A 25492-nucleotide genomic window follows, 5' to 3' on the forward strand; every position below is an offset into this window, starting at 1 on the left:
TCCAAGCGGTTACCAGACTTAAGTTACAGGGTACATCGGGTAGCTTAAAGGGAATACGGCCAGGCATACCAAAAAACCTCCAGATATCTCTGCATACCCTGGTTCGGGCAGAGAGGTACCTGGAGGTTATTTTTGTAAAAAGTGTTCCGTATGAATCAGCTCTTTATTTAGATGAAGCGGAAGAAGATGATCCGGATGCCACGATCTTAGCGGTAGCTGTATAGCCTTCCGGCAGATACGTCACAACGGAGGCTTTAGAGATCACTTGGGCAACCATTTTGTCAGGGTCCGGTGTGGTTACACGGTAGTAGATTACGGCTGTTTTGTCTTTGCCGAATTCGATCTTGTCAATCGCCAGGCCATACCCCGGGTTAGGCAGATTATCGACTGTCAAAGTTACCTTGTTCACGCCTTCCGCAGCTTTTACCACAGAGACTACGGCTTGCTCGTAGACCGGTGTTTGCGGCTGAGGCTGTTGATTCGGAGTGATCACCTTTTTGGCAAATTGAGCGGCATCATAGATCCAGACTGCGGCTTCTGCACGGGTCACGGGATCATTTGGACGGAATTTACCGCCTGCATCCAAAGTGATGAGATGTGTGTTCAGAAGAATTTGAAGACTGTTCATCACTTCACCAGACAGCTTATCGCCGTCTGCCACATTCACATACATCTTGGTTACAGCGAATTCGCCTTTGCTCAGGAGCGCCTGAGTCATCAGATGAGCAAATTGCGCACGTGTCATTACACTGTTCGGATTCACATTTTTGTCAATGGACAAGCCGTTCTGCTCGGCAATCACGAAAGCTCGGGCATACCAGGATTTGTCGCTGACTTTATCAAAATAGTCACTTGCCTTGGATGGAGTTCCTGGTGCTGCATTAGCCTTCAACTGCAGGCCGCTGACGATAAACTGCACGCCTTGAGCAAAGGTTACGCTTGATTTGGGCGCGAATTTGTTGGAAGTTACACCGTTAATAACGCCGTTACTGTGCAAAGCGTTGATCTTACCTTCAGCGGGATTTCCTTTCAAATCGGAAAATGCGAACGCTGAAGCTCCAAAGGATACGGATGCTGCCAGGATACTGCACGCTATAGTTATTTTTTTAGCGCGGTTGATTACATTATGTTTATTCATTGTCCTCATCACCTCACCCTTATAGATGTCAGGTTGCCGTAAAAGGTTGCAGTTCATGTGAAAAATTTTAATAAATCGGCCAGATGTACATAGAACAGTCTCCATGCTATTTACGCTGGAACATGTCCGGCTTAAACTGTAGACTAGTGAATGATAGCGTTCTCGTTAATTTATTATAGACAATGATTGGAGCACATAGATCATGCAGCACAGGATGGAACGAATGAATATTGGGATATTTGCGCATGTGGATGCCGGGAAGACGACAACGTCTGAACACATGCTGTATGAGAGCGGGCGCATCCGCGCACTGGGCAGTGTGGACAGCGGAACCGCGCTGACCGATTCCCTTGAGGTGGAGCAACAGCGGGGGATTTCCGTGCGTGCGGCGCTGGCCTCTTTTAACTGGAAAAGCGTTCAGATTAACCTCGTCGATACCCCCGGGCACGTCGATTTCCTGTCGGAGGTGGAGCGTTCGCTGCGCGTGATGGACTGTGCCGTGCTGATTCTGTCGGCGGTAGAAGGTGTGCAGGCGCAGAGCGAAATGATCTGGAATGCGCTGCGGAAGCTGAACATCCCGACGATTATTTTTATTAATAAAATGGACCGCGTGGGCGCTGATCCAAATGCTGTATTGGCTCAGGCCCGTACCTATCTGTCGGACAATCTCATTCCCGTGCAGCAGCCGCTCGGTAAGGAGCAGGAATTCACGGGTACGGCGGATTTATGGGACAAAGGTACGGATGCCGGGATGCAGACCGAGCTGCTGGAAGCGCTGGCCGAGCGGGATGAAGCCTTACTTGAGGCGTATATGTCGGGTGCTGCTATCAGAATGGATGACTGGAAAAGGCATATGGCCGGGAAAGTAGCAGACGGTCAGCTGTTCCCAGTAGTATTTGGAGCGGCTGCCAGAGGGATCGGGATTACCGGGCTTTTGGATGCCATGCTGGATTATTTGCCGCGTGCAGGCGGGGATGCCGGGCAGCCCGTGTCAGGGGTTGTCTACAACATCCAGCGCGATAAAAATATGGGGCGTATGGCCTTTGTCCGCTTGTACGAGGGAACGATCCGCAACCGGGAGACGGTGCTTAATTTTACGCAGGGCAGCCAGGGCAAAATCACGCAAATCCGCAAGGTAGAAGGCGGACGTACGGAGGATGTGGGAGCACTGGAGGCAGGGGACATCGCCGTCCTGTACGGACTTCCCGATGTCCGGGTCGGAGATATCCTCGGGAGTCCCGATGCTGTTCCGCAGGAGGCGAAGCTCGCGGTGCCGCTTCTTACCGTGCGTGTGCACTGGGAGGCAGGGACTGACGACCATCAGGTTATCGGCGCACTTCAGGAGCTGGCCGACGAGGACCCGCTGCTGGATGCCCAATGGCTTCCCGAGGAGCGGGAGCTGCATATCAAGGTGATGGGACCGATCCAGCTGGAGATTCTCGGCAGTGTGCTGGAGACCCGTTACGGGCTGAAAGTAACCTTCGGACAACCCTCTGTCATCTACAAGGAAACACCGAAGACCACAGGTGAAGGCTTCATCGCCTATACGATGCCAAAGCCATGCTGGGCGATTCTGCGCTTTCATATTGAGCCGGGCCCGCGTGGCAGCGGCCTGTCCTACGAATCGGTGGTGCGAAGCTCGGATCTGCTGCCGCAGTATCAGAACGAGACGGCACGGCGTGTACCGGAAGCGCTCCAGCAGGGGTTATATGGCTGGGAGGTTACGGATCTCAAGATCACGCTGACCGAGGGGCAGCATCATGTGTGGCATACGCATCCGCTGGATTTCGCTGTGGCAACCCCGATGGGCATCATGGACGGCTTGTCCCGGGTCGGCACCAAGCTCCTGGAGCCGATTCTTCAAGTGAGGATCGTTGTCCCGGAAGAGAATGGCGGGCGGGTCATGAACGATCTGGTGCAGATGCGCGGCACCTTTGAGCCGCCGCTGCTCCAGGGGGACCGGATGATCATTGAAGGCCGGCTGCCGCTGGCGACTTCACTGGATTATCCGGTGGCGCTCAGCTCGTATACGAAGGGGCGCAGCACGTTCACTTCTTTTTTCACCGGATATGAAGAATGTCCGCCGGATGTGACCGCAGAGCGTACCCGGAGAGGTGTGAATCCGCTGGATCAGGCCAAATATATTCTGAGTGTGCGGAAGGCACTATAAAGGGTGCTTTGTTTCAAGCAGGAAAGACTCGGGTTAATGGGCTATATAAGCGCTTGTAATTACAATTTATATAATCCAAATTTGAAAGGAGAGAATGATAATGGATCCAAACTACAAGGACAGAAGCGTCGAAGTGGAACGTACTGAGGTGCATAAGAAATCCGACTCCAGCCTTGTCGCATCCACATTTATCAAATACGCCGCCTATCTGATTATTTTCTTCGGTGTATTGTTCTTCCTGGTCAAATACGTCTTCCCGATGTTCTAAAGCGGCTTGCAACATATTAAGACGGGTTCAACTAATGACCGGATTGTGAGTCCACCCTGCTATTGATGGGGGTGGATTTTTGGTGATTTCATACGGAGACAGATTGAACCTTCTACTTCAGAAGGGAAACTACCAGCTACCGGAGAATATATAGGGGTTAACTAGAAGGAATCAATTTCCCCTATTGGGGCATTTTGGTTTGAGAGATTTCAGTGCGGGGAGAGGCAGTAATGAAACTATTTATAGCATTGCTATTATTCATCAGTTTAGCTGGTTGTTCCAGCATCCAATCGGGGGATAGCCCGCAGGCTTCAGACATTTCGCAGACCTCAGCCACACCGCAGACCTCAGCAAGTCTGCAGACCTCAGCTTCAACACAGAATTCTACTGCCACGCCGCAGGTAACGAACAACCCGCAAGAGACCCTGATGACTGAAGATGAAGCTGTTGAACTCATTAAATCGAAGCTGACCAATGAAGACCTGAGAGTGTCCTCAGTACGGTCACGGGGATTGGACAAGAATGGGAACTATACAATTACGCAAAGCTTCTCTGCAACAACGGAGGTTATGGAATGGTTTCACGTAAATCCGCGTACGCGCGAGATAACATGTGATTTCATGTCGGGTATGTGTTTTGCGAACCAAGTTGAATCGACCCGAGCCCCGCTGACACCTGAACAAGAACAAGCGCAGGCACTTGCCAGAGATTACGCTAAAAGACACTTCGCCGATTTAGAGTATGTTGACGGGATTACCTTTGTTTCGCTGAGTCATGAGGATCAGGGTAAACTAGTCTTCCAAGTCTATAATGTAGGGAGTGGAAGATCAAAGACCATTGACTGGCTAACCGTTGATCTCACTGCCCGGACGGTCACTCCGATGTTGATCAAGGAGACACAAATCGATAAAGACGATTTCGCAATTATGATCAATGAAAATATAGTGCCGTTACACGGCTGGGATAATGAAATTGACCTTATCTCTTTACTTGGAGAACCTCTTTCGCAGCATACGACTACGCTTCAAAATGCGGATACCCTCACAGGCTCTTATCTTAAAGAAATAAAGTATCCCGGTCTTGAGATGGAGTTGTTCTCTCCGAAGGGGAATGGCAAAACCTTCTGGATAATGAGTATGAAATTAACGGATTCCACTCAGACAACCGTCAAAGGACTAAGAGTAGGTATGAATCTGGACGATTTAAAAAGCGCGTATCGTGACATCCCGATTGCTCCAGATGGCAGAACGGATCCGGACAACTGCGCTTATAGGATCTCTATTCCTGAGAAATACGACTATGCGCGGTATGAAGTGAAGCATGGTGTCATTCACGAAATTTACATCTATAATGAGATTCCTTGATGAGATGCGTTAGGCAGATTATTGGCTAGCTCCTTATAAAATTACCCGGCCGCATATCCCGCAGCCGGGTATTTCTCTACCCCTTCACTTCAGCCGCCTCCGGTGAGGTCAGCACCAGCCGCCCATCGGCCAGCTCTAGTTTCACTTTGTTCGTATCCTTGACGCCTATGGACTCCAGGTAGGCGGCCGGAATCTGCAGGCGGCCAGCCTTATCAAGGATGGCGTATTCCACATGGGAATCCTCCGCAGCTTCGGCAGAGATAATGCCTTGCTCCAGCTCCTCAAGCTCCTCCGCGTAGGATTTGCGGCGGATCATTTCCGATGAAGTCTTGCCGTCGCGGATGGAGACGACCCGGTCCACCTTCTTCGCCAGCAGCGGGTCATGGGTTACGATGACGATAGTGATACCGATCGTCCGGTTCAGCTCCCGGAACAGATCGAGGATCTGGTCCGACATGCGGGAATCGAGCGAGCCGGTGGGCTCATCAGCCAGCAGCAGCCGGGGATTATTGGCGAGTGCGATGGCGATGGCCACCCGCTGCTGTTCCCCGCCGGATAGCTGCTGGAGCCGGTTGTCCTTGCGGTGGCCGAGGCCGACGGCTTCCAGCAGCTCAAGGGCGCGTTCACGCTTGCGGCGTCCGCCGAGCAGCATGGGCAGCTCCACATTTTCTAGCGCGGTGAGGTAAGGGACGAGGTTCCGCGCGTTATTTTGCCAGACGAACCCGACACTTTCCCGTTTATAGCGGACGAGCTCGCGTTCGGTCATCTTCAGCATGTTCTTGCCGTCTACCATTAGGCTTCCAGCCGAGGGACGGTCGAGTCCCCCCAGCATATTAAGTAGCGTCGATTTGCCGCTCCCGCTGTTGCCGATAATCGCCATCAGCTCCCCGGCCTCCACCTGGAGGTCGAGACCCTGCAGGGCGAACACTTCGAGATCGGCGGCCTTGTAGATTTTGACGAGGCCTTCACAGTGGATCATCTGTTAATCCTCCCCCAGCTTGAGCGCCTGATGGATGCGGATACGGGACAACATATAGCCCAGCACCCCGAGGCCCAGCAGTAATGTGAAGCCGACAATCAGATATAATCTGGCGAAGTCCCCTGAAGCGAAGACCACCCGGAATGGTGGAACGAGACTACCCGGATTAAAAGCAATCTGGAAATTCGGCACGAACAAACGGCTTGTAACATTCCCGACAATGACACCGATGAGCAGTGCAGTGCCGGAGGTCAGCAGCTGTTCCAGCGCAAGCATGCCGATCAACTGCCGCAGCGACAGGCCGATGGCTCGCATGATGCCGTTCTGCAGTGTTCTTCCTTTAAGCGACAGCATCCAGTAGAGCAGGAATCCGACAAAGGTAACTAGGATGGAGATCAGAAATCCGAGCGTCAGAATGCCGTTCAGCGCCATCAGGAAAGGGTCGTTCTTCGCCCGGACCAGTTCCTCCCGGGTATTAATAATCTGGTTAAGAGGGATATCCGACTTCTCAATTCCTTGGTAAAAAGCGGCTGTAGATACTTCCGGCTTCATCTTAATCCATACCTGATAAGGCTCCAGCGCCAGCTGCAGCTGAATCCGTGAGAGGTGGCCGACAATCAGCATCGGAACCTCAGACCCGGATGAGGCCTCTTCCGAGTCTGAGCTTGCAGTACCTGCAGCAGGGTTCGGATTGAAGGTCGGGAAGTAGGGGAGAATCCCGTATACAATAAAGGGCTGCGGGCTGATATCATCCCAGCTCACCCACAGCGTATCGCCCGCTTTCAGCTTGTTCTGGTCGGCTAATGTACTTGAGATGAGCACCGCGCGGGAGTCCGGAGCGATCAGGTTCAAGTAATCACTAAACGGATAATGTAGAAGTTCGTTTTGGAACCACGCGGTTGCGCCAAAATCATCGGAATCAATACCCATCAGCCGTGCTCTGCCACTGCCGTCTCCCGCTTTAAAAACCGCATTCTCTTTCACAAACACCTTGGCTGCATGCTCCACTCCAGGGAGCTTCAGATAAGGATCGTAAGGCGGCTCCGTGTAGTGTACCGATTTGGTGATGGGTGTCGCTGACCCTCCGGCTGCTCCCGCAAAAGCTCCGCCCCCCGCAGGTGTAGCAGCCGCATCACTCGGCCATTTCCCGGAGAGGGTGAAATCTGCACCGTTCTTATAGCGGATTCGTTCTTCCGTATTGTTGTTGACCGTTCGTGCGGCACCTGCACTGAATACACCGGTAGCTATGGTGATAATCAAGAAAATCATCAGGAACTGATACTGGCTGCTCGCCCGTCCCACCTGAATCAGCGTGGCATACCAGGAGGGCGGCCAGAAACTCCGGCCCAGTCTGTAGATCAGCCGCAGCAGGAGCGGATACAGCCGGAGAAGCAGCAGACCCCCGCCGACAATGAACAGGGCAGGCACGACGAACTGGAGCGGGTCAATTCGCAGGTCATCGGCCTGCAGGCCAAGGCTCTGCAAATCACTCAGCCGTTTGCGGAAGCTGAACAGCCCATAACCGGATATCGCCAGCAGCAGCACATCCAGGAAGCTTTTGTGCCATAGCGGCGTTTTGTGCAGGCGGGCTTGCTGTTGCTTATGTCCAACAATAGTGACACGGGTCGCACGAATCACAGGAATGAGCATCATGACCCAAGAGACACCAGCGGCGGCCCCGGCATAACGAAACGCTTTGGCGCTCAGATGAACTGGCAGGCTGGCACGCTGGACGAACTCCAGAAAGCCATTCGAGGCGCCCAGCACCCGGGTTAGCAGAGTGGCGATGAAAGGGCCTGCCGCCAGAGCGGCAGCGCTGAGGATCAATCCTTCTATGGCAAAAGACAGCACAATCTGCCACCTTGCTGCCCCGCGGCTGCGCAGTACGGCAATCTCATTTTTTTGCCGGTCCACGATCAGATTAGACACCATGAACATATAGAATCCGAGCATGATGAGCACCGGAATATTGAGCGACCACATCAGCAAGCTGAGCCGCTCGGACCGCTCGAAATATTGTTCAATCGTCTTAGTCGCAGGCACGTCGAAATCCGCCTGGTAGGGCAGAACCTTGGCATAGGCCGTGTCTTGAATCAGCTGCACCGTCTGTAGAAAAGGATCAACCTTACTCAGTTCCATCCGGCTATAGTCCAGCACGAAATACCAGCTTGCCAAAGACACTGCCGCTTTGCGGCCCTCTACCAGCTCCTTCTGGAACAAGTTCTCGTTCATTACGAACACGCGGTTGTAATCACTCATGAGCGGGTCGCGGAAGTAGAGATCATCGTCATCTTTTTTCTGAAACAAGCCTACCGGTTTAACCCGGAGATGGAGATTCAGCTCATTGTCGTCCAACTTGATAATATTGCCGAGAATGAAGTTGAATTCCTGCAGGGTCCGCTGGTTAACCATGACCTCGTACACACCATCAGTATTCTTTGCAGAAGAGGGCAGGCGTCCGTCGACCAGCTTCACATGCTCTTCGATCCCGCTTGCCGATTTCACGCCTGCTGTCGGTTTAAGTTTCTTGGGATTGGCCGCGGCACCTTCCACTTGGAGCTGCATAAATTTCGTGATCCGCTCGGACACCAGCTCACGGAGTGGCAGCTGAAAGCCGGGTGCCGCCGTATTTTTCATGAAGCTGTCCATTTCATCAATGGTCTTGAGCCGCTTATCCATGCTGCCTTCTGAGAAGCTGAGCTTGGTGTAGTGGCTTGCGGGATATGTATTGTAGTCCAGTTGGAGCTGCTCCAAATCCTTCACAAGCATGCGGGACAGGATAGCTTCGGAATATACGGGCATGGTGCTGACCAGTGAGGAGGTCATGACCATGCCGATCAAGAGGCTGATGACCAGCCATTTGTTTTTAATCATTTTGCGGATAATCATGATAAGTAGTGCCATGCCGTAGCCTCCCCGAAACGCCAAATAATAATCCGGTTACTGCAGTACAATGACCTGGCCTTCTTCCAGCCCCTTGGATATCTCTACTTCAGTGGAGCCGATAACTCCGACTTCGACATCAATCTCCCGGAGCCGTTTGCCGTCCTCCAGGACGCGGACGAAGTTTCTGCCGAGGTAGGTACGCAGACCGTTCTTGGGGATTTTAATGATGTCGTCCCGTTGCTCCGTAATAATGTTGACGATGGCTTGTGATCCGATTTCGGTGCCATCCGGCAGCTTCGGAACGTCGAGATAGAGCGTATGGGCGTATTTCTCGGCCAGATCCTTATTTAAGGTATCCGGTGCTGAACTCGGCGTTTGTACGACCTTGGCGGGGAACACCTTTTTCTCAATCTCCACTTCGGCTGGTGACCCGACATCCACATTGCTTAGATCGACTTCCGTACCTATTGTCATGGTTAGGCGCAGCTTCTCAGGATCGGAGACGACAACCAGCGTCTGATAGGGCTCGACGTAATCACCTTCCGCCAGTGTCTCCGTAAAGGTCACCTGACCATCCATTTTCGAAGTGATCACTTTACTGCTGTATTGGTCCTTAAGCTTGTCGTATTTGATCTCTTCGATTTCAAGGGACAGGCTTGCGATCCGGCGTGCTTCCTTATCGGAGGCGGGGGTCATCTTATAGGCATATTTGGCTTTCTCAAGAGCCAGCTCCTGCTCTTTCAGCTGAAGATCGATGCCGTCTAGAATGAGCCGGACAAGTACATCGCCTTTCTTAACGGTGTCGCCTGCCTGTACTTCAATCTTGTCGATGCGCCCGCCTTGGCCGGTGTATTGGGCGATATCTGTGGATACAGAGACGAAGCTGCCGGTGTCGCTGATCTCCTTGCGCAGAATTCCTCTTTCGGCAGTAATGGTACGGTAATTTTCTTGGGCAGGTTTGACCAGCGGCGGATTGAGCTCGGCTTCTTCTTCAGGCAGGAGTGAACAGCCGGAGACAGCAGAGCACAGCAGGAGTGAGACACCAATAGCGATAATTGATTTAGTTCGTGGCGACAATTTGTCCATCCTCCAATTCATAGACATGATCGACAATATCCATAATGGCCGGGTCGTGGGTGGTTAGAATGACGGACAGCCCCTGCTGCACCAGATCCCGAAAATTCTTGATAATACTCAGCCCCGTACGACTGTCCAGCTCGGCGGTTGGCTCATCGGCCAGAATCAGCTTTGGTTTATGGGCGATGGCACGCGCGATGGCGGTACGCTGTTGTTCACCCCCTGACATTTCGAACGGCCGGTGATGCATCCGGGACGCCAGTCCAACCTGCTCAAGGGCATGTATCGCCGCCTTCTGCCGTTCCTTACCCGGATAATCTGCGATGCGCAGCATAAACTCCACATTCTCATAAGCCGTCATCAGCGGAATAAGCGCGAACGATTGAAAGATCAGTCCCATCTTACTCCGGCGGATCTCATCCCGCTTGCGGTCAGACTCCTTCGTCAAGTCATACCCGTCAAAAATAATCGTCCCATCGGTAGGTTGGTCGAGCGCTCCAAGCAGGTTGATTAGCGTGGTTTTACCGGAGCCGGACCGGCCTTTAAAAACAATCAGCTTGCCTGCCGGTATGGACAAATCGACGCCCTTTAGTACCGTAACAGCGCCCTTGCCGCGCCCGAACGTCCGGGTAACGCCCGAGGCACGGATGATCTCATGCGAGGTTTCCGTCATTAAGCAGCCTCCTAAAAGTTTTGTGGAGCATCCGCTTCCTTGAATAAGCTACGAAACAAAACTCGCATCGGAAGCATAAGCTCCAATTAAGCCAATACTATGCTTCGTTAAAATATTGCGTATCTGCAAGCGTTTCCCATATCGTTCTTCTTCAATGTACTACAGTGAATGGAAATAACAATGTCTTGGATTGCGCTGTTTCATGGTGGATATTACGTTCTTGGATTTGTCCCTCGTCCGCCAATATGTTACATTTTCAATATCATCGTTCGGGAGGTTAATCATGCAGAACAAAATCAGTGAAGTTTTACTGCAGAATTGGGATTATTGCATGGATGTAGAGGACTGGTCACCGCCGCTCCGAGATGCACTGGATGGGGTAGACCATGTACAGGCTTCCTGGAAGCCGCAGGGTGAAGAGGGGAATTCGATCTGGGAGACGATAAACCATCTGACTTATTATAAAGAGAGACTGCTTCGTAAGCTGAAAGGGCTAGAGCAGTTGCCTGACCTGGAGAACAATACAGCAACATTTACAGTAACGGAATCAGGAGAAGACGCCTGGCAGAATGCCGTTGCCAAACTGAAGAAAGTTCACGCCGATCTCAGGGAGATTATCGAAGCGCTTGAAGAGGGGGCATATGACTGGGGTGGTTCGGGTCATGCTCCAGGCGAAGAAGTGATGAGCCTTATTCTGCATGATGCCTATCATACCGGTCAGATCGTGCTTCTCCGCAAGCTTCAGGGCTCATGGCCTTCACAGCGTAGCTTCAATTAAATAACGGGATTCAGGGCTGCTCCAATTATGGGGCGGCCTTTTATTTTTGGCAATCCAAACTATCATAAAAAATGGGAAAAAAGCAATATTCTAAAAAATGATACACTCTTTCTTAGTTTTACTACACTCCAATTTTTGGATAATTGGCGTACGATTGGGTTGCAGCGTGAAGACAGCTTGTCTGTAACGTTATTTGATGAAGGAGGTACAGTAATGGTCAAACGATTATTTTCAGCATTTTCCGCACTGGCTATTGTGATCAGCTTGTATTCGGCAGGTCCCGGTACTGCAACGGCGGCAACAATCGCTGAGGCGAACCAGACGATTTTTGGTCCGAATGTGTATGTGTTTGATCCCACAATGCCAGCTGCGGACATCCAGGGCGTGACTTCTTCGGTATTTACTGCACAGGAATCCAATGAATTCGGAAGTTCGCGTACGGCCTTTCTCTTTAAACCAGGTACGTACAATGTCAATTTCAATGTGGGCTTCTATACCCATGTAGCCGGTCTCGGACAGAATCCTGGGGACGTCAATATCACCGGAGGACTGAATGTGAATGCGGACTGGGATAACGGGAACGCAACCCGGAATTTCTGGCGCGCGATCGAGAACCTTACGATTACCCCGTCCAGCGGAACGACGCAAATCGCCGTATCTCAGGCAGCTCCACTCAGACGCCTGCATATTCAAGGGAAACTGGATCTCTTCGATTTCGATTCCAACTGGAACGCAGGCTGGGCAAGCGGCGGATTCCTGGCTGATTCCAAGGTGGATGGCGCCGTTCTTCCCGCTTCGCAGCAGCAATGGTTCTCAAGAAACAGCTCATGGGGAAGCTGGGCGAACGGTGTGTGGAATATGGTTTTTGTAGGTGACACTAATACCCCTACAGGAGTATTCCCTGACCCTCCATATACAGTCGTCGATCAGACTCCCGTCATCCGCGAGAAGCCGTATCTCTATATTAACGGAGCCGGGCAGTATCAAGTTTTTGTGCCGGCACTTCAGACTAATACCCAGGGAACTAGCTGGGCCAACGGATCAACACCGGGCACTTCCATTTCGATCGACCAATTCTATATTGCGCGTCCGGATACAGCTACAGCAGCAACCCTGAATGCAGCGCTGAGCCAGGGTAAAAACCTGCTGTTCACCCCCGGGATTTTTCACCTGAATGATACGATCCGCATCATGAATCCGAACACAGTTGTGCTGGGCATCGGTATTCCTACCCTCGTGCCGGACAACGGGCAGGCAGCCATGTCGGTAGCCGATGTGGACGGTGTCAAAATCGCCGGGCTCACCTTCGATGCAGGTCCGCAGAATTCACCTTCCCTTCTGGAAGTAGGTCCGACAGGCAGTGCGGCAAGCCATGCAGCGAACCCGACCTCACTGCATGACCTTACCTTCAGAACCGGAGGAGCTACAGCAGGTAAAAATGATGTGAGCTTAAAGATCAACAGCAATCACGTGATTGGTGACCACTTCTGGATCTGGCGTGCGGATCATGGCGCCGGTGCAGCATGGACAAATAATGTGTCCAAGAACGGACTTGTGGTTAACGGCAACAATGTGACTATATACGGTCTGTTTAATGAGCATCACAATGAATATCAGACGTTATGGAACGGTAATTTCGGTCGATTGTATTTCTACCAATCCGAAATTCCATACGATGTTCCTAATCAGGCATCGTGGATGTCGAAGAACGGAACTGTCAACGGATTTGCCTCATATAAAGTGGCAGATACCGTCACAAACCATGAGGCTTGGGGACTCGGCGTATATTCCTATTTCCGGGATGCAGCCGTGAAGCTGGATAGTGCCATCGAGGTGCCTAATGTTACCGGTGTGAAAATCCACCATGCGACTACCATATGGTTATCCGGAACGGCAGGCAGTGAAATTACACATATCGTCAATAATCTCGGCGGACGGGTGTATGCGAATACACCGGCTGAAGCGATGAGACAGACACTTGCGGAATTTGCCGGCAACGGGGCAGGTGATACCACCGCACCAAGTATACCGGCGAATCTCACAGCAACTGCAGCCTCCAGCAGCCAGATTAATCTGAGCTGGAGCGCTTCGACGGATAATGTGGGCGTGACCGGCTATGAAATTTACCGGAACGGCACGCTTATCGGAACATCGATTACAGCGGCTTACAGTGACACCGGACTTACGGCATCAACCGCCTACAGCTACACCGTCAAGGCGAAGGATGCTGCCGGCAATCTGTCAGGAGCCAGCAATACGGCTATTGCAACTACACAAGCAGGCAGCGGAACAGGTATCGCGCTTGACCGGACCGGCTGGACAGCAACATCCTCTCCTACTAGCGGCGATGTACCGGCCAACCTGCTGGATGGCAGTATGGCTACCCGTTGGAGCACGGGAGTACCGATGGCTCCGGGCCATTCGTTCACCGTGGATATGAAGGCAACTAAGAATGTGAATAAGATTGTGATGGATTCTACAGGAAGTGACGGCGATTATGCCCGTGGCTATGAAGTATACGTGTCGGCTGACGGCACAAACTTTGGCAGCGCGGTAGCCAGCGGAACAGGCACCGGTCCTGTAATCACCGTGAATTTCACGGCGCAGAATGCGCGTTATATCAAAGTCGTGCATACAGGTACGAATGCAAGCTGGTGGTCTATCCGTGAAGTCAACGTATATGGCAATGGGGCTGCCGATACCCAAGCACCAAGCACACCTGCGAACCTGACGGCGACCGCCGCTTCCAGCAGCGTCATTAATCTGAGCTGGACGGCTTCGACAGACAATGTAGGTGTGACAGGGTATGAAATCTACCGCTCTGGAGCCCTGATCGGTACATCGACAACAGCGAGCTATAGCAACACAGGTCTTACTCCATCAACCGCCTACAGCTATACTGTGAAAGCTAAAGATGCAGCAGGTAATCTGTCCGCAGCCAGCAATACGGCTACAGCTACTACATCCAGCGGAACGGGTACAGCACTTAGCCGGACCGGTTGGACGGCAGCCTCAACACCGACTAGCGGCGATGTACCGGCGAACCTGCTGGACGGCAGTATGGCTACCCGCTGGAGCACGGGAACGGCGATGGTAGCAGGGCAGCTCTTCACCATCGATATGAAGGCAACGAAATCCTTCAATAAAATTGTGATGAACTCTACAGGCAGCGATAACGATTATGCCCGAGGCTATGAGGTCTACGTTTCGAATGACGGCAGCACTTGGGGTAGCGCGGTGGCTTCCGGTACTGGCAGCGGTCCGGTAATCACGGTTACCTTTACTTCGCAGAGTGCGCGGTACATTAAAGTAGTTCAAACCGGCACAGCTTCCAGCTGGTGGTCGATCCGCGAGGTGAACGTCTACAACTAAATTCATCATAGAGCGGGAATAAATTACACTTTCTGCTTAACGGCAAGAGAGCGTCTCACAGCCATTTGTATGGCTGCGGGACGCTCTCTTTTTCGTGCAACATTTTATTTTTTGGGTAAGTATGACGGTGCTTTATCACGTTCTTCAGCAGAATTGCGGTAGAAATACCAGCATTCATTTAGAAGTTTGATCTGACGGCGGTCCTTCCGATAATAAGCTTTCATCAACTGATTGCAAAGCCACTGCGGCAAGGGACTCCCTCCTCTGGCTGCTTAGATACAACAGCATATGGAAGAGCGGAACCAAAGGTGCAGCTGGATTTAATAGTGAATCATTATACTAGCCGATGGCTTCTTCCTCTTCATACCACTGCTCAAGCTGGGCCTGTAGTGCCCGTATTTCCGTCAGCAGCGAAATGAGCGGGTAATTCTGTTCCTGAATGGAGGCGAAGGCCTGCTCAAGCCGGTTAATGTAACCGAGGCCGGACTCCAATGTGTGTTGCTCGCCGAGCAGCTCCAGTGCATCGCATTCCGCCACAGCCAGTGGCAGATTTGGAACCTTGTCAGCAGTTAGCTTGTCAATCTCTTTATTTAACCGTAGATTAAGAGCGCTGAGCTGATAGGCGTACTCCTCCGGCATTTCTACGAACAGAAGCTCTTGTTGTTGCTGCATGATCACAAACCGCATTTTCGGCATCGTATTTTCTCCCTCCGTACTTGTCTTCCTTCTTGACAGTTTAGCGTATGCACAAGTTACAATTCAAGTATGGATCTTGATTCCCGCGGAAAGGATTTGTGAGAGCACATAATGAATGACATGACTAATGAAGAACTGCAGCAGTGGATCGAGCAGATATCGCGGGAGAGCTTTGGCGTGCCTTTTCGCCATAAAGCTTCATTTAATGCAAGACTGAGAACTACCGGCGGACGTTATTTTATGAAGAGCCATAATATAGAGATTAATCCCAGTCAGCTTACCGAATTCGGGCGTGATGAGACGGCGAAAATTATCAAGCATGAGCTATGCCACTACCATCTGCACCTTGCACGAAGGGGGTATAAGCACAGTGATGCCGATTTCAAGAATCTGCTGGCTCAAGTAGGCGGCAGCCGCTATTGTCAGACCCTGCCCGGGGCCAAGGCACGCAAGCCGCAGCCCTACCGGTACAAGCTTAAGTGCATTTCCTGTTCTACGGAGTATCTGCGAAAGCGCAAGGTAGACCCGAAGCGTTACCGCTGCGGGAATTGTGCCGGGAAGTTGAAGCTGTTGACGCTGGAATAAAGGAGCAAATCATAAAAGGGGTATTGATGAGGTGCCATACCGGTGCCTCTTTTTTTAGTTCCGGTTCACGCTTACTATTTTGAGGTTCAATGGCTGTTTGTATATTTTTCTTCAGGCAAGATTCCAGATATTTCTTAGCTAAATTAAGTAAATAAAATCTAATCTCTTCTATTATATATATGCATTAAACACATGCGTACAAATACACCTTTTTATGGATAAAATCACACATCGTCTTGTAAGCGGTGCCAACCTAATATGGAGGGGAAGTCCATCACATAGGTTGAGGGGGTACTTTTTATGAAGCGATTCAGGTCCGCATTTGCGGGTCTGCTGGCTCTGCTGCTTGTCTTTTCCGGTCTGCCCGTATATGGTGCAGCTGCAGCATCGGGGGACGGCGGCGGAACGGGAGCAAATCTTGTTCCAACAGGTACAGTACTTATCCAGAACAAATGGCAGAGCAATTACCTGTACGAAGCCTCCGACGGAACGGTGCGCTACGGAATGATTAACCCGGGCGACACCTCGGGGCACTGGAAGGTCACGACAACCGGAGGAGTCTCGCTGATCCGGAACGTGAAGACCAATCACTACATTACTGTACAAGGCAATAGCGGAAAAAGTGATTCATTAAAAGCGAAAGAAATCACCAGTGAGACGTCAGTGAATGAGAAGTGGCTCATTGATACCTCAAGCCGGGCCGGTTATATGGTGATCCGCAGTGCAACACAACCCGCTGGCCAGCTGACGATTCACGAACAGGACCAGCTGGGGTATGCCCAGGTCAGCTCCGATATTAATATTACCTTTGAAAGCCCGCAATGGGCCTTTCTTGATTTGAGCCTGACGCCTGTACGACTGGAAAGCCGTTCAAATCCAGGTTCAGTTATTTATGAAGATACAGGATATGTGCAGGAGGAGGGCAACGCTCACGGCAACCTTATGCATGGCAAACGTCCTTTAGGGGACACCTCGGCGCAGTGGTATATTGAGCCGGGTTCTGCTGAAGGAACCTTCAAATTCCGAAATCAGGCTACGGGACATTATATCACGCAGAATACGATTACATGGGCGGGTATATATTCCAAGGCTGTAGACCCTGCCGCCCCTGCCTTAAGCGAGTGGATTCAGGCGGAAGCGAATGACAACAATCCCGCTACAGTGGATACAGGGTATTATTCTTTTGCCAATGCAGCCCTTAAAGCAGGTTCACCACCCGCTGATGCATGGCTGACTCCGCAGGAGCCGAGCGATAACCATGTCCGTGCGAATAGTTGGCCGGGATGGGCAGGGAATTTTACCGCTCAGTGGAAAATCGTTACCGTGTCCAAACTGAAACCCGTGCGCATCGCGGTGTACACCTTCGAACAGTCTGTCTCCGATTATCTGTATGAAACCGCTGACGGGCAGTTGAAATATGGGGCTCTGAGTACTGACGGGGCAGAAGCGGACAAATATCTTTGGTATGTTGAGGATTATGACGGCCATAAACGCATTCGCAACACCGCCTCGGATCATTATCTGAAATATGACGGGGGTTCCATTTCGGCACAAAACGTGAGTGCAAGCTCAAGCAGTGACCAGTGGATATTCAATGAATCTTATGATTTCGATGATTCATGGACATTCGAGAGCCTGGGCGGGGATAACGTATACTTGACCAGCCTGGCGGAAGGCGAGGCAGATGCTGGAGCGGACGGTACCGCTTTTGAGGCGCAATGGCAGCTGGTTGACCCGAATCTTCCGGCCGGAGGCTCCGGGAATTATTACCGGATTCAGAGCGGCTGGCAGTCTTTTTATTGGTATGAAACCGACGAAGGCATATTGAAATACGGCAATATGCGCGGTGACGGGTCCGACCAGTGGACCGTCCAGAAATACGAAGGACGGAAGCTGTTCAAGAACCGCAAGACCGGTCACTATCTGAATATGGACAATATGACGGACGGACATCTCCGCGTGAGTCCGCTGGCGGACCCGGATGCTCCGGCTGCGGCTTTCCTGTGGAGTGCCAAGAATACAGGGGACAGCGTGTACCTGATCAGCAGCGTGCTTGATTATGTGCCGGGCCAGAAACCGGTCAAATATATATCGCTGCAAAATCTGACCAAGTACCCTGAATATGGAGTTATTAACCCGACATGGGGCAGTCCAAAGTGGAGATTGGTTCAGGTTCCTGAAGCGAAGCACGATCTCTTCCGCTTTAAGATCGGGGGGACCGGAGATGAAGCACTCTATTTGAAGGACGGACCGGTGCCTGAGCAAAAAACGCTGAGTGCATCCAGGCAGAGCGTCTCGGATTCAGTATATAATGCTGACAGCGGTACGGGACAAGACGGACAAGAAATGCAATCTGCAACTGCAGCAGGAGAAGAACAGAATCCACAGCAGGAAGCTGCCGGTGCAAAACGCCTGACCGCACTCGATGCTCCGGTGACGGTTGGCCAGGCAACTTACGGCGAGTTGGATCCGGATGATGAATCCTTCGTCTGGCAGTTGCAGCCGATCAATAATGCAAATGGTGCAGTGAAATTAAAGAACCGGGGAACCGGACGATACCTGTCGCTCCAATCCTTTGGCGATGACAACATCAGCTTGGAGAGCCCAACGATTCCAGTAGAGACCCTTACAACGGTTTATGACTCGTGGGGCAGCATCAAATGGACGGTGGATATGGATGAATCCGGCAATACCACCTTCAAGAGCGGCTGGGCAGGCCATTATTTGTACGCGGCAAGAGATGAGAACGATCAGCCGGTCCTCAGGGTCAGCAGAGCTGAGGGAATTGAAGCATCGGACAGCGCGCGTTTTATAGCTGAGGAAGTTCCTTATCCGACGCTGCCGGTACCGGAGGTTCCGGTACGGTTGAAGAATGAAGCAAGCGGAGAGTATCTGTACGAGAATGAGCATGGTGTAGTACTGTACGGCCAGGTGGCGGCAGATAATGGTTATTCCCACTGGATGATTTCCACGGAAGACGGCAAGCAGTATATTGTTAATCGGGGCTCAGGCCATTATTTGACCCTGAACAGTAATTATCCGTATCTGGACAGTGTCTCAAGTGAGCCTGCCGGTGATGGTTCCTCCGAGTGGTCATTCAGTCAGGGATCGGACGGGGTGAATTATACCATCCGCAGTCTGCTGGGCATGTATGACGACGAATATGTGAATATCTCCAATAAGAACGGCTATGCCGGGCATGGTCTTCTGCTGGAGACATCCAAGGAGGTACGCTGGATTACTGAAACTGCCCCTGCGGACTTCGTACTGCCGCCGGGAGAACCGGTGAACAGCGACACGGGAACACCGGTGCAGGATGACAGTAATATCATCCGGATTGAGACCAGGGACGGAGAGGTGCTTGCAGAGCAGAACGGTGCAGCGGTTCTTCTCAGTGATCCGGAATCTGCTGCTCATGTACAGTGGCTGTGGCGTGATTTTAACGGCCGCAAACTGCTGATGAACGTGGAGACTAAGCATTATCTGACGATTACGGAGAACGGAGAAGCAGCAGTTCTGCCGTTTGATGGCTCTGAGGCTGGACAGTGGATCGTAGAAGACCGGCTCGGTTATAAAGTCATCGTTAATGCGGCTGACGGAGAAACGCTGGACTATGATGTCACCTTGGTAGAGGTTTCAGATCAGCAGGCAGGTGCAGCTTCATTATGGAGTTTTACCCCGATTGCTTCCGATGTTGTATATCCAGGCGTAGAGGCTTTTCAAGGTGATGATGTGCTGCGGTTTACTGTTAATACGGAGCAAGCCGGAGAACATATGGTAACTCTCCGTTATAAGAACAGCGGAAATTCGGCGGTATCGGCCAGTGTGCTTGTGAACGGGCTGAATGCAAAGAACATTACATTGAATCCGTCAGGCGCATGGCAGCAGATTGAGCTGAAGCTCGCCTTGCGTGCGGGAATCAACACGATTGCACTGAGCAGCGGGCCATCCGGCTCGGATTCAGTAGCTGTTGACAGCCTGACGCTTAAGAACAGCGTGAACAAGGATTACCGCGGTGCTACTCTTCCTTATATTACGTACGAAGCTGAGGATGCGGCTACTAACGGAACCGTTATCAGCCCGTCGCGCAAATACCGCACGATTGCCTCGGAATCTTCCGGACGGCAGGCTGTAAGTCTGAATCAGGAAGGTGATTACGTTCAATTCACATTGGCTGAAGCTGCCAATTCACTAGTGCTGCGCTACTCCATTCCAGATAGCCCGGATGGCGCAGGCGCCAATGATACATTAACTCTGTATGTGGACGGTGTTAAGAGCAAGCTGCATCTGACTTCCAAATATGCCTGGGAATACGGCAGCTACCCATGGTCTAATGATCCCAAGCAGGGCAGTGCGCACCGGTTCTACGACGAAATTCATGAGCTGATCGGCAGTGCGCCGGCAGGAGCAGAGATTAAGCTGGTAAAAGAAGCAGATGACGAAGCCTCCACCTACGTTATTGATTTAGTGGATATGGAGCAGATTGCTCCAGCGATTGACATGCCTGCGGGCTTCCTGTCTGTTACTGACTTCGGAGCCGTTTCAGGCGATGATGAGGATGATACTGCGGCGTTTAAGGCTGCACTCGTCCAAGCGACAGCAGAAGGTAAGGGAGTATGGTTCCCGGAAGGTTCTTTTGATGTAGGAGATGGCCTTCTGGATCTGCAGTCCGCGGAAATCCGCGGTGCAGGCATGTGGTATACCACATTGAAAGGAGCTAAGTTCTTTGGACACGGCGGCAAGGTAGGGGTCTATGACCTGATGATTGACGGGGGTATTAATATCCGGGAGGATGAAGCCTACACGAATGCCTTTCATGGTGCTTTTGGCCAGGGCTCACTGATCCAGAATGTTTGGATCGAGCACACCAAAGCGGGTTTGTGGTTGACCCAGCCGGTTCATGAAACCGCGCGTACTAACGGGCTTCATCTGGTTGGACTCCGCATTCGCAATCTGATGGCCGACGGTATTAACTTTGCGGTGGGCACATCCGGCAGCATGATAGAGCAGAGCGATATCCGTTACCCTGGCGATGACGGAATTGCCATGTGGTCCTTCACTGATGATAAGCTGAAGGACGTGAACGGCAGCGAACGCACGCCAAGCGTCAATAATACGGCGCGGTTTAATACCGTATCTCTGCCGTGGCTTGCGGACAATATCGTTGTATTCGGCGGTAAAGACAACAAAATCCAGGATAACATTGCCAAGGATACGATAACTAATGGTGCCGGGATCGCGGTTTCAACCCGATTCACGGCGGAACCGTTTGACGGAATCACTGTCGTGGAGCGCAATACGCTGATCCGCACAGGCAGCTATGACTCTGGTTATGACATCAATCTCGGTGCGATCTGGCTGTACGCCGGAGAAGGGAATATGGACAGTACAATTATAGTGTCAGACAATACCGTGCTGGACAGCACCTACTCCGGACTGATCGCCCACGGGGAGAAAACGATGAACAGCGTTATGCTGGATAACAACGTCTTCGACGAACTGGGTACGAACGGCATTGAAATTACGTCGAAGCTGCAAGGGGACCTGCTCGTAAGAAATGCGGTAATCCGTGGCAGCCGGATGGCACAGGCCGTGAATCCTTCTCCGGACTTTACCATCACAGAGCTTGATGAGGGAATCGCCACTGCCGTTAAGCCCTTCTCGATTGAGCTGGAAGACGGACAAACCGAAGCCTTTATTATGAAAAAAGGAGACTCGTCTGCCATTCGGCTTCTGGATAAAGACGGGCAGGAAATCACTGACGGAATAACGGTTACTTTTACCGCGAACAATGGGATAGCTGCCTACCAGAACGGCAGACTGAAGGCTGTCGGCGAAGGCCAGGCCACCTTCTTTGTTCACATGGGCAATAAAGAAAGATACTATTCAATTGTTGTTCTGCCGAATGGCGTCGCACCTGAAGGACCGGGTGGAGGGACGCCGTCAGCTCCACAGACCAGTCCAGCTCCGGGCATCGACACCTCTGTATTTGATGCGCTGCTTAAAGTGCCTTTAACTTCCGGTAATGCAGCTATTGAGGTTACCGCAGACAAAGATGGCAGTGTCCGGTTTGGTGCAGCCGCTCTGCACAGCGCAGTGGCTGCCAATTCAAAAGGCACCGTAGAGATTAACAGCGGCGGTACGCTGTACCGGTTACCTTTGCCGCTTGCGGAACAAGCGCTGAAGAACACAGGACTAACGGGAGGAATTCTTGAAGTCAAGGTAACGAAACAGACGGGCAGCCAAGTTGCAGATTTGACCGGTAAAGCGAAGGAGCAGGGACTGCAGCTTGCAGGACCTCCGGTCAGCTTTGAACTGAATGTAACAGACGGCAGAACCTCCGTGCCTGTCGGAAGACTCGGCGCGGTTCATGTGGAGAGAGTGTTTACGTTGGAGGGGGCTATGAACCCGGCCACATCGGTAGCTATGGTTTTTGATGCTCCATCCGGAACATTCCGATACGTGCCGGCTCTCTTCGAAACGGTTAACGGCTCGACCCGAGTGACTGTAAAGAGCAGTCTCGGAAGTGCTGTCATTGCGGTAGCCGATCACAGTGCAACCTTTGATGATGTCACTGGCCACTGGGCACAAGAGGATATCGATCTGCTGGCATCCAAGCTGATTCTGAACGGAAAGACGGAGGGCTGCTTTGCACCCGGAGCTTCTGTCAACCGGGCGGAGTTTGCAGCTATGCTGGTTCGCTCACTTGGCCTGCAGCCGACAGCGTCCGTATCGACTACCAAAGTTGATTTTACAGATGTTAAAGATACCTCATGGTTCGCGGCCGATGCCCGCTCGGCGGCACTGCTCGGCCTGGTTCAGGGATATGCTGACGGATCGTTCCGTCCTGATGCTCCGATTACCCGCGAGCAAATGGCCGTTATGGCGTCAAGAGCTCTTGAACTGCTTCATGATCAGGCTACGGAAAAGGACAATTCGGGACCTCTCGTCAGCTTCAAGGATGCTTCCGGCATTTCGTCCTGGGCGAAGGATGCAGTGGAATTACTGACCGCTTCAGGCATCATGAATGGTCAGCCCTCCGGCAGCTTTGCCCCGACAAGCAATACGAGCCGCGCGGAGGCAGCGGTCATCCTGAGACGACTGCTGACCGAAATGAAGCTGCTTAATCCTTAATACGTGCACATAAAGCCACAACCCGCAGCGGAGAATGATACCGCTGCGGGTTGTTTTTTACCCAATATTCAGGAACTCTAAATTTCAAGCGTTACTTTATTGTACCGATCGCAAGACTTACCTTATAATTCCCGAACTGCAGCAGGCGGTCCAGCACTTCACTCAGCTTCCCTTGATCTTCGGTGCGGATTCTCATCCAATAGCAGCCTTCACCGCTGACCCTGTGGACCTCAGCAACCTGCGGCTCGGACATAACGAACTGCCGGAAGCTCTGGTGCGCGCTGTTCGAACTGAGGAACACCGTTACAAAAGCGTGAACGCTGAGGCCCAGCTTCTCTGGATTCCAGAGCACTGAATAGCCCTCAATCACACCGGTATCCCGCATTTTGCGTATTCTTGCACCTACGGCCTGGCCGGTCATATGGACTTGCTCACCGATGTCCTTGTTGCTGAGTGTGGAATCTTGGATAAGCAGCTGAAGTATCCGGTAATCGACGTCGTCAATCAGCATTTGGTTCATTGAGTCTAAATCCTTTCAGAATGAAAGTAGAAGGCATGAATCCTTTTCAGTGGAAAATGTACGTTCATCCCGCCCGTGTCTATACTTGATTGTAGCAGAACCATATCATAAAAAAGAGGTGTTTGCCATGAAACTGCAGCTTGTCCGACACGCCACTCTATGGCTGGAATACGGAGGGGTTACCCTGCTGATTGATCCGATGCTCAGTGCGCAGGGCGAGAACCCGCCTATCATGAATAGTAATAATGACCGCCGGAACCCGCTTCTTCCGCTGCCCGGACCTGTTGAAGAATGGCTCTCTCCGGACGCTGTTTTGGTTACCCATCTACATCTAGATCATTGGGACACCGCTGCTATATCCCTGCTGGACCACAGTCTTCCGGTATTGTGTCAGCCAGGGGATAGCGACAAGATTATAGGGCAAGGCTTTACCAATGTTACTGCTGTTGCGGATGTGATGAGCTTCCTGGGCATCCATATCTCACGAACAGGCGGACGTCACGGAACAGGAGCCATCGGACAGTTAATGGGCAAGGTTTCCGGGTTTGTGCTGCGTGCTGAAGGCGAGCCCGTTCTTTATATCGCCGGAGATACCATCTGGTGTGAAGAGGTTAGTGTCGCATTAGAAGAGTATCAGCCGGATGTCACTGTGGTGAATGCAGGCGGAGCCGAGTTTCTGGAAGGCGGACGAATTACGATGGATGAAAGGGATATTGCCGAGGTGTTAGAAGAGGCTCCCGGAACAAAGGTTGTCGCTGTTCATATGGACTCCATTAATCACTGCCTGGTCACCCGTGAAGCTTTGACAATACGGCTAAAGGACGCCGGACTCTCCGGCAGGGTAATGATTCCCGGGGATGGAGAGAGTCTGGTTTTTTAGATCAAACACGTGGATCTGCTACCTACTTTTTATCCGTTTCAGGAGGAAAAATGTTATGTTAGATTATGTGACATGCGATTTGTTGTCTGGAATATCAATGGAAAATCTAACAAAATCGTAAACGATTACATATTACCTGTAATACCCTTGACTGACGTCAGGATTCATGTTAAATTATTTCTTGTTCATGTGAATGTTCCCTGATAGCTCAGTTGGTAGAGCACTCGACTGTTAATCGAGTTGTCACAGGTTCGAGTCCTGTTCGGGGAGCCATTACTTGGAGAGATACCCAAGTGGCTATAAGGGGACCCTCTGCTAAGGGGTTAGACTGCGTAAGCGGTGCGAGGGTTCGAATCCCTCTCTCTCCGTTCCGAAATACTTCCTGTAAGGGATGGAAACCTAATAATTAATGTATCAAACCAAAGAACCCTCTAACGAGGGTTCTTTTTTTGTTTTGTTCACAGTTCATAGAATTGAAGATTTTAGTACTAGATGATCTGTAGAAGGCATGCTAAAATAGTCTTTCAGGAGAGGACATTTGTTTTTCTGCAGTTCGTCGATTTAAAACTTTAGCAAATTGAAGGATCGAAGCTGTAAAGAGACAAATGTTATATATTTAATCTCACAATATCGAATTGTGGTTAGAAACGGGTGATAATCAAGTGTCTGAATTTCCGGGAAAATCTGCGTTATTCTCTCTATTCCTACGGTTTTCGGTGAATCTGACACAATAAAACAGTTGGTTCTTGTTTTAAATTTTGAACAATATCGTAACACCATTAAATGCTAGTGACGGAATATTAGAGTCTATGTTAATGTAAATAACATTATACAAAAAGAAGCAAGTGAGGCAGAGAAAGGTTTTTTTGAATATTGTAGGGAAAAGAGGATGGCGATGGAGTACTTCATTCAACAACTAATTAACGGAATATCTGTAGGCAGTATCTACGCTCTGATCGCTCTGGGGTATAC

The 25492-nt window shown here is 51.3% G+C and carries 16 protein-coding genes and 2 tRNA genes; 10 read left to right on the forward strand and 8 right to left on the reverse strand.

Annotation, left to right across the window (positions count from 1 at the left end; all coding sequences use genetic code 11):
• Positions 1-163 precede the first annotated feature (163 nt).
• Positions 164-1138 carry an S-layer homology domain-containing protein gene (locus ACAN55_RS17880; RefSeq protein ID WP_379135788.1) on the reverse strand — a complete coding sequence of 325 codons (975 nt, stop codon included), beginning with the start codon at positions 1136-1138 and terminating at the stop codon, positions 164-166.
• A gap of 223 nt (positions 1139-1361) precedes the next feature.
• Between ACAN55_RS17880 and ACAN55_RS17885 the strand changes: the two genes are divergently transcribed.
• The 3 genes from ACAN55_RS17885 to ACAN55_RS17895 all read left to right on the forward strand — a co-directional run bounded on the left by ACAN55_RS17885 (position 1362) and on the right by ACAN55_RS17895 (position 4940).
• Positions 1362-3308, forward strand: coding sequence for a GTP-binding protein (locus ACAN55_RS17885; protein WP_379135792.1), 1947 nt, complete (start codon positions 1362-1364; stop codon positions 3306-3308).
• 100 nt (positions 3309-3408) lie between these two features.
• A complete protein-coding gene (locus ACAN55_RS17890; RefSeq protein WP_379135795.1) occupies positions 3409-3576 on the forward strand; it encodes a hypothetical protein in 168 nt (55 codons plus the stop codon).
• Positions 3577-3806: 230 nt separating this feature from the next.
• Entirely contained in the window at positions 3807-4940 is a 1134-nt protein-coding gene (locus tag ACAN55_RS17895) for a hypothetical protein (protein ID WP_379135798.1), read from the forward strand.
• Between the two features lie 76 nt (positions 4941-5016).
• On the opposite strand, the gene ACAN55_RS17900 is transcribed toward ACAN55_RS17895, so the two are convergent.
• Genes ACAN55_RS17900 through ACAN55_RS17915 form a run of 4 tightly spaced genes read right to left on the reverse strand, consistent with a single transcriptional unit; the run spans position 5017 to position 10555 of the window.
• Positions 5017-5919: an ABC transporter ATP-binding protein gene (locus ACAN55_RS17900; RefSeq protein ID WP_379135800.1), complete on the reverse strand. Its 903-nt coding sequence runs from the start codon at positions 5917-5919 to the stop codon at positions 5017-5019.
• Positions 5920-5922: 3 nt separating this feature from the next.
• A complete protein-coding gene (locus ACAN55_RS17905; protein ID WP_379135802.1) occupies positions 5923-8823 on the reverse strand; it encodes an ABC transporter permease in 2901 nt (966 codons plus the stop codon).
• 36 nt (positions 8824-8859) lie between these two features.
• Positions 8860-9882: an efflux RND transporter periplasmic adaptor subunit gene (locus ACAN55_RS17910; protein ID WP_379135805.1), complete on the reverse strand. Its 1023-nt coding sequence runs from the start codon at positions 9880-9882 to the stop codon at positions 8860-8862.
• A complete protein-coding gene (locus ACAN55_RS17915; protein ID WP_379135808.1) occupies positions 9866-10555 on the reverse strand; it encodes an ABC transporter ATP-binding protein in 690 nt (229 codons plus the stop codon). Before ACAN55_RS17915 ends, ACAN55_RS17910 begins: the two co-directional genes overlap by 17 nt.
• Before the next feature lie 283 nt (positions 10556-10838).
• Here ACAN55_RS17915 and ACAN55_RS17920 point away from each other — a divergent pair, with 283 nt between their 5' ends.
• Both ACAN55_RS17920 and ACAN55_RS17925 read left to right on the forward strand, forming a co-directional pair.
• Complete coding sequence (locus ACAN55_RS17920; protein WP_379135811.1) at positions 10839-11333, forward strand: DinB family protein; 495 nt, start codon at positions 10839-10841, stop codon at positions 11331-11333.
• 213 nt (positions 11334-11546) lie between these two features.
• The gene (locus ACAN55_RS17925) at positions 11547-14705 is read left to right on the forward strand and encodes a discoidin domain-containing protein (protein ID WP_379135839.1); all 3159 of its coding nucleotides are present in this window, start codon (positions 11547-11549) and stop codon (positions 14703-14705) included.
• A 104-nt stretch (positions 14706-14809) separates the two neighbouring features.
• On the opposite strand, the gene cmpA is transcribed toward ACAN55_RS17925, so the two are convergent.
• Together cmpA and ACAN55_RS17935 are read right to left on the reverse strand one after the other, a co-directional pair.
• Positions 14810-14956 (reverse strand): cortex morphogenetic protein CmpA, encoded by a 147-nt coding sequence (cmpA, locus tag ACAN55_RS17930; RefSeq protein WP_379135814.1) that lies wholly within the window; start codon positions 14954-14956, stop codon positions 14810-14812.
• An 88-nt stretch (positions 14957-15044) separates the two neighbouring features.
• Positions 15045-15401, reverse strand: coding sequence for a hydrolase/acyltransferase (locus tag ACAN55_RS17935; protein ID WP_379135816.1), 357 nt, complete (start codon positions 15399-15401; stop codon positions 15045-15047).
• Positions 15402-15521: 120 nt separating this feature from the next.
• Between ACAN55_RS17935 and ACAN55_RS17940 the strand changes: the two genes are divergently transcribed.
• Positions 15522-15986: a SprT family protein gene (locus ACAN55_RS17940; RefSeq protein ID WP_379135818.1), complete on the forward strand. Its 465-nt coding sequence runs from the start codon at positions 15522-15524 to the stop codon at positions 15984-15986.
• Positions 15987-16286: 300 nt separating this feature from the next.
• Positions 16287-23120 (forward strand): S-layer homology domain-containing protein, encoded by a 6834-nt coding sequence (locus tag ACAN55_RS17945; RefSeq protein ID WP_379135820.1) that lies wholly within the window; start codon positions 16287-16289, stop codon positions 23118-23120.
• Between the two features lie 91 nt (positions 23121-23211).
• On the opposite strand, the gene ACAN55_RS17950 is transcribed toward ACAN55_RS17945, so the two are convergent.
• Positions 23212-23640 carry an Lrp/AsnC family transcriptional regulator gene (locus ACAN55_RS17950; protein ID WP_379135823.1) on the reverse strand — a complete coding sequence of 143 codons (429 nt, stop codon included), beginning with the start codon at positions 23638-23640 and terminating at the stop codon, positions 23212-23214.
• Positions 23641-23767: 127 nt separating this feature from the next.
• On the opposite strand from ACAN55_RS17950, the gene ACAN55_RS17955 reads away from it, so the two are divergent.
• The 3 genes from ACAN55_RS17955 (at position 23768) to ACAN55_RS17965 (ending at position 24888) form a co-directional block, all read left to right on the forward strand.
• Entirely contained in the window at positions 23768-24520 is a 753-nt protein-coding gene (locus ACAN55_RS17955) for an MBL fold metallo-hydrolase (RefSeq protein WP_379135826.1), read from the forward strand.
• A 197-nt stretch (positions 24521-24717) separates the two neighbouring features.
• Positions 24718-24793: transfer RNA gene (locus tag ACAN55_RS17960), tRNA-Asn, on the forward strand.
• Positions 24794-24799: 6 nt separating this feature from the next.
• A tRNA-Ser gene (locus ACAN55_RS17965) sits at positions 24800-24888 on the forward strand.
• The last annotated feature ends 604 nt before the right edge of the window (positions 24889-25492 follow it).

It is taken from the genome of Paenibacillus oryziterrae (genome assembly GCF_042610485.1).
In the GTDB taxonomy this organism is placed as follows: domain Bacteria; phylum Bacillota; class Bacilli; order Paenibacillales; family Paenibacillaceae; genus Paenibacillus_AQ.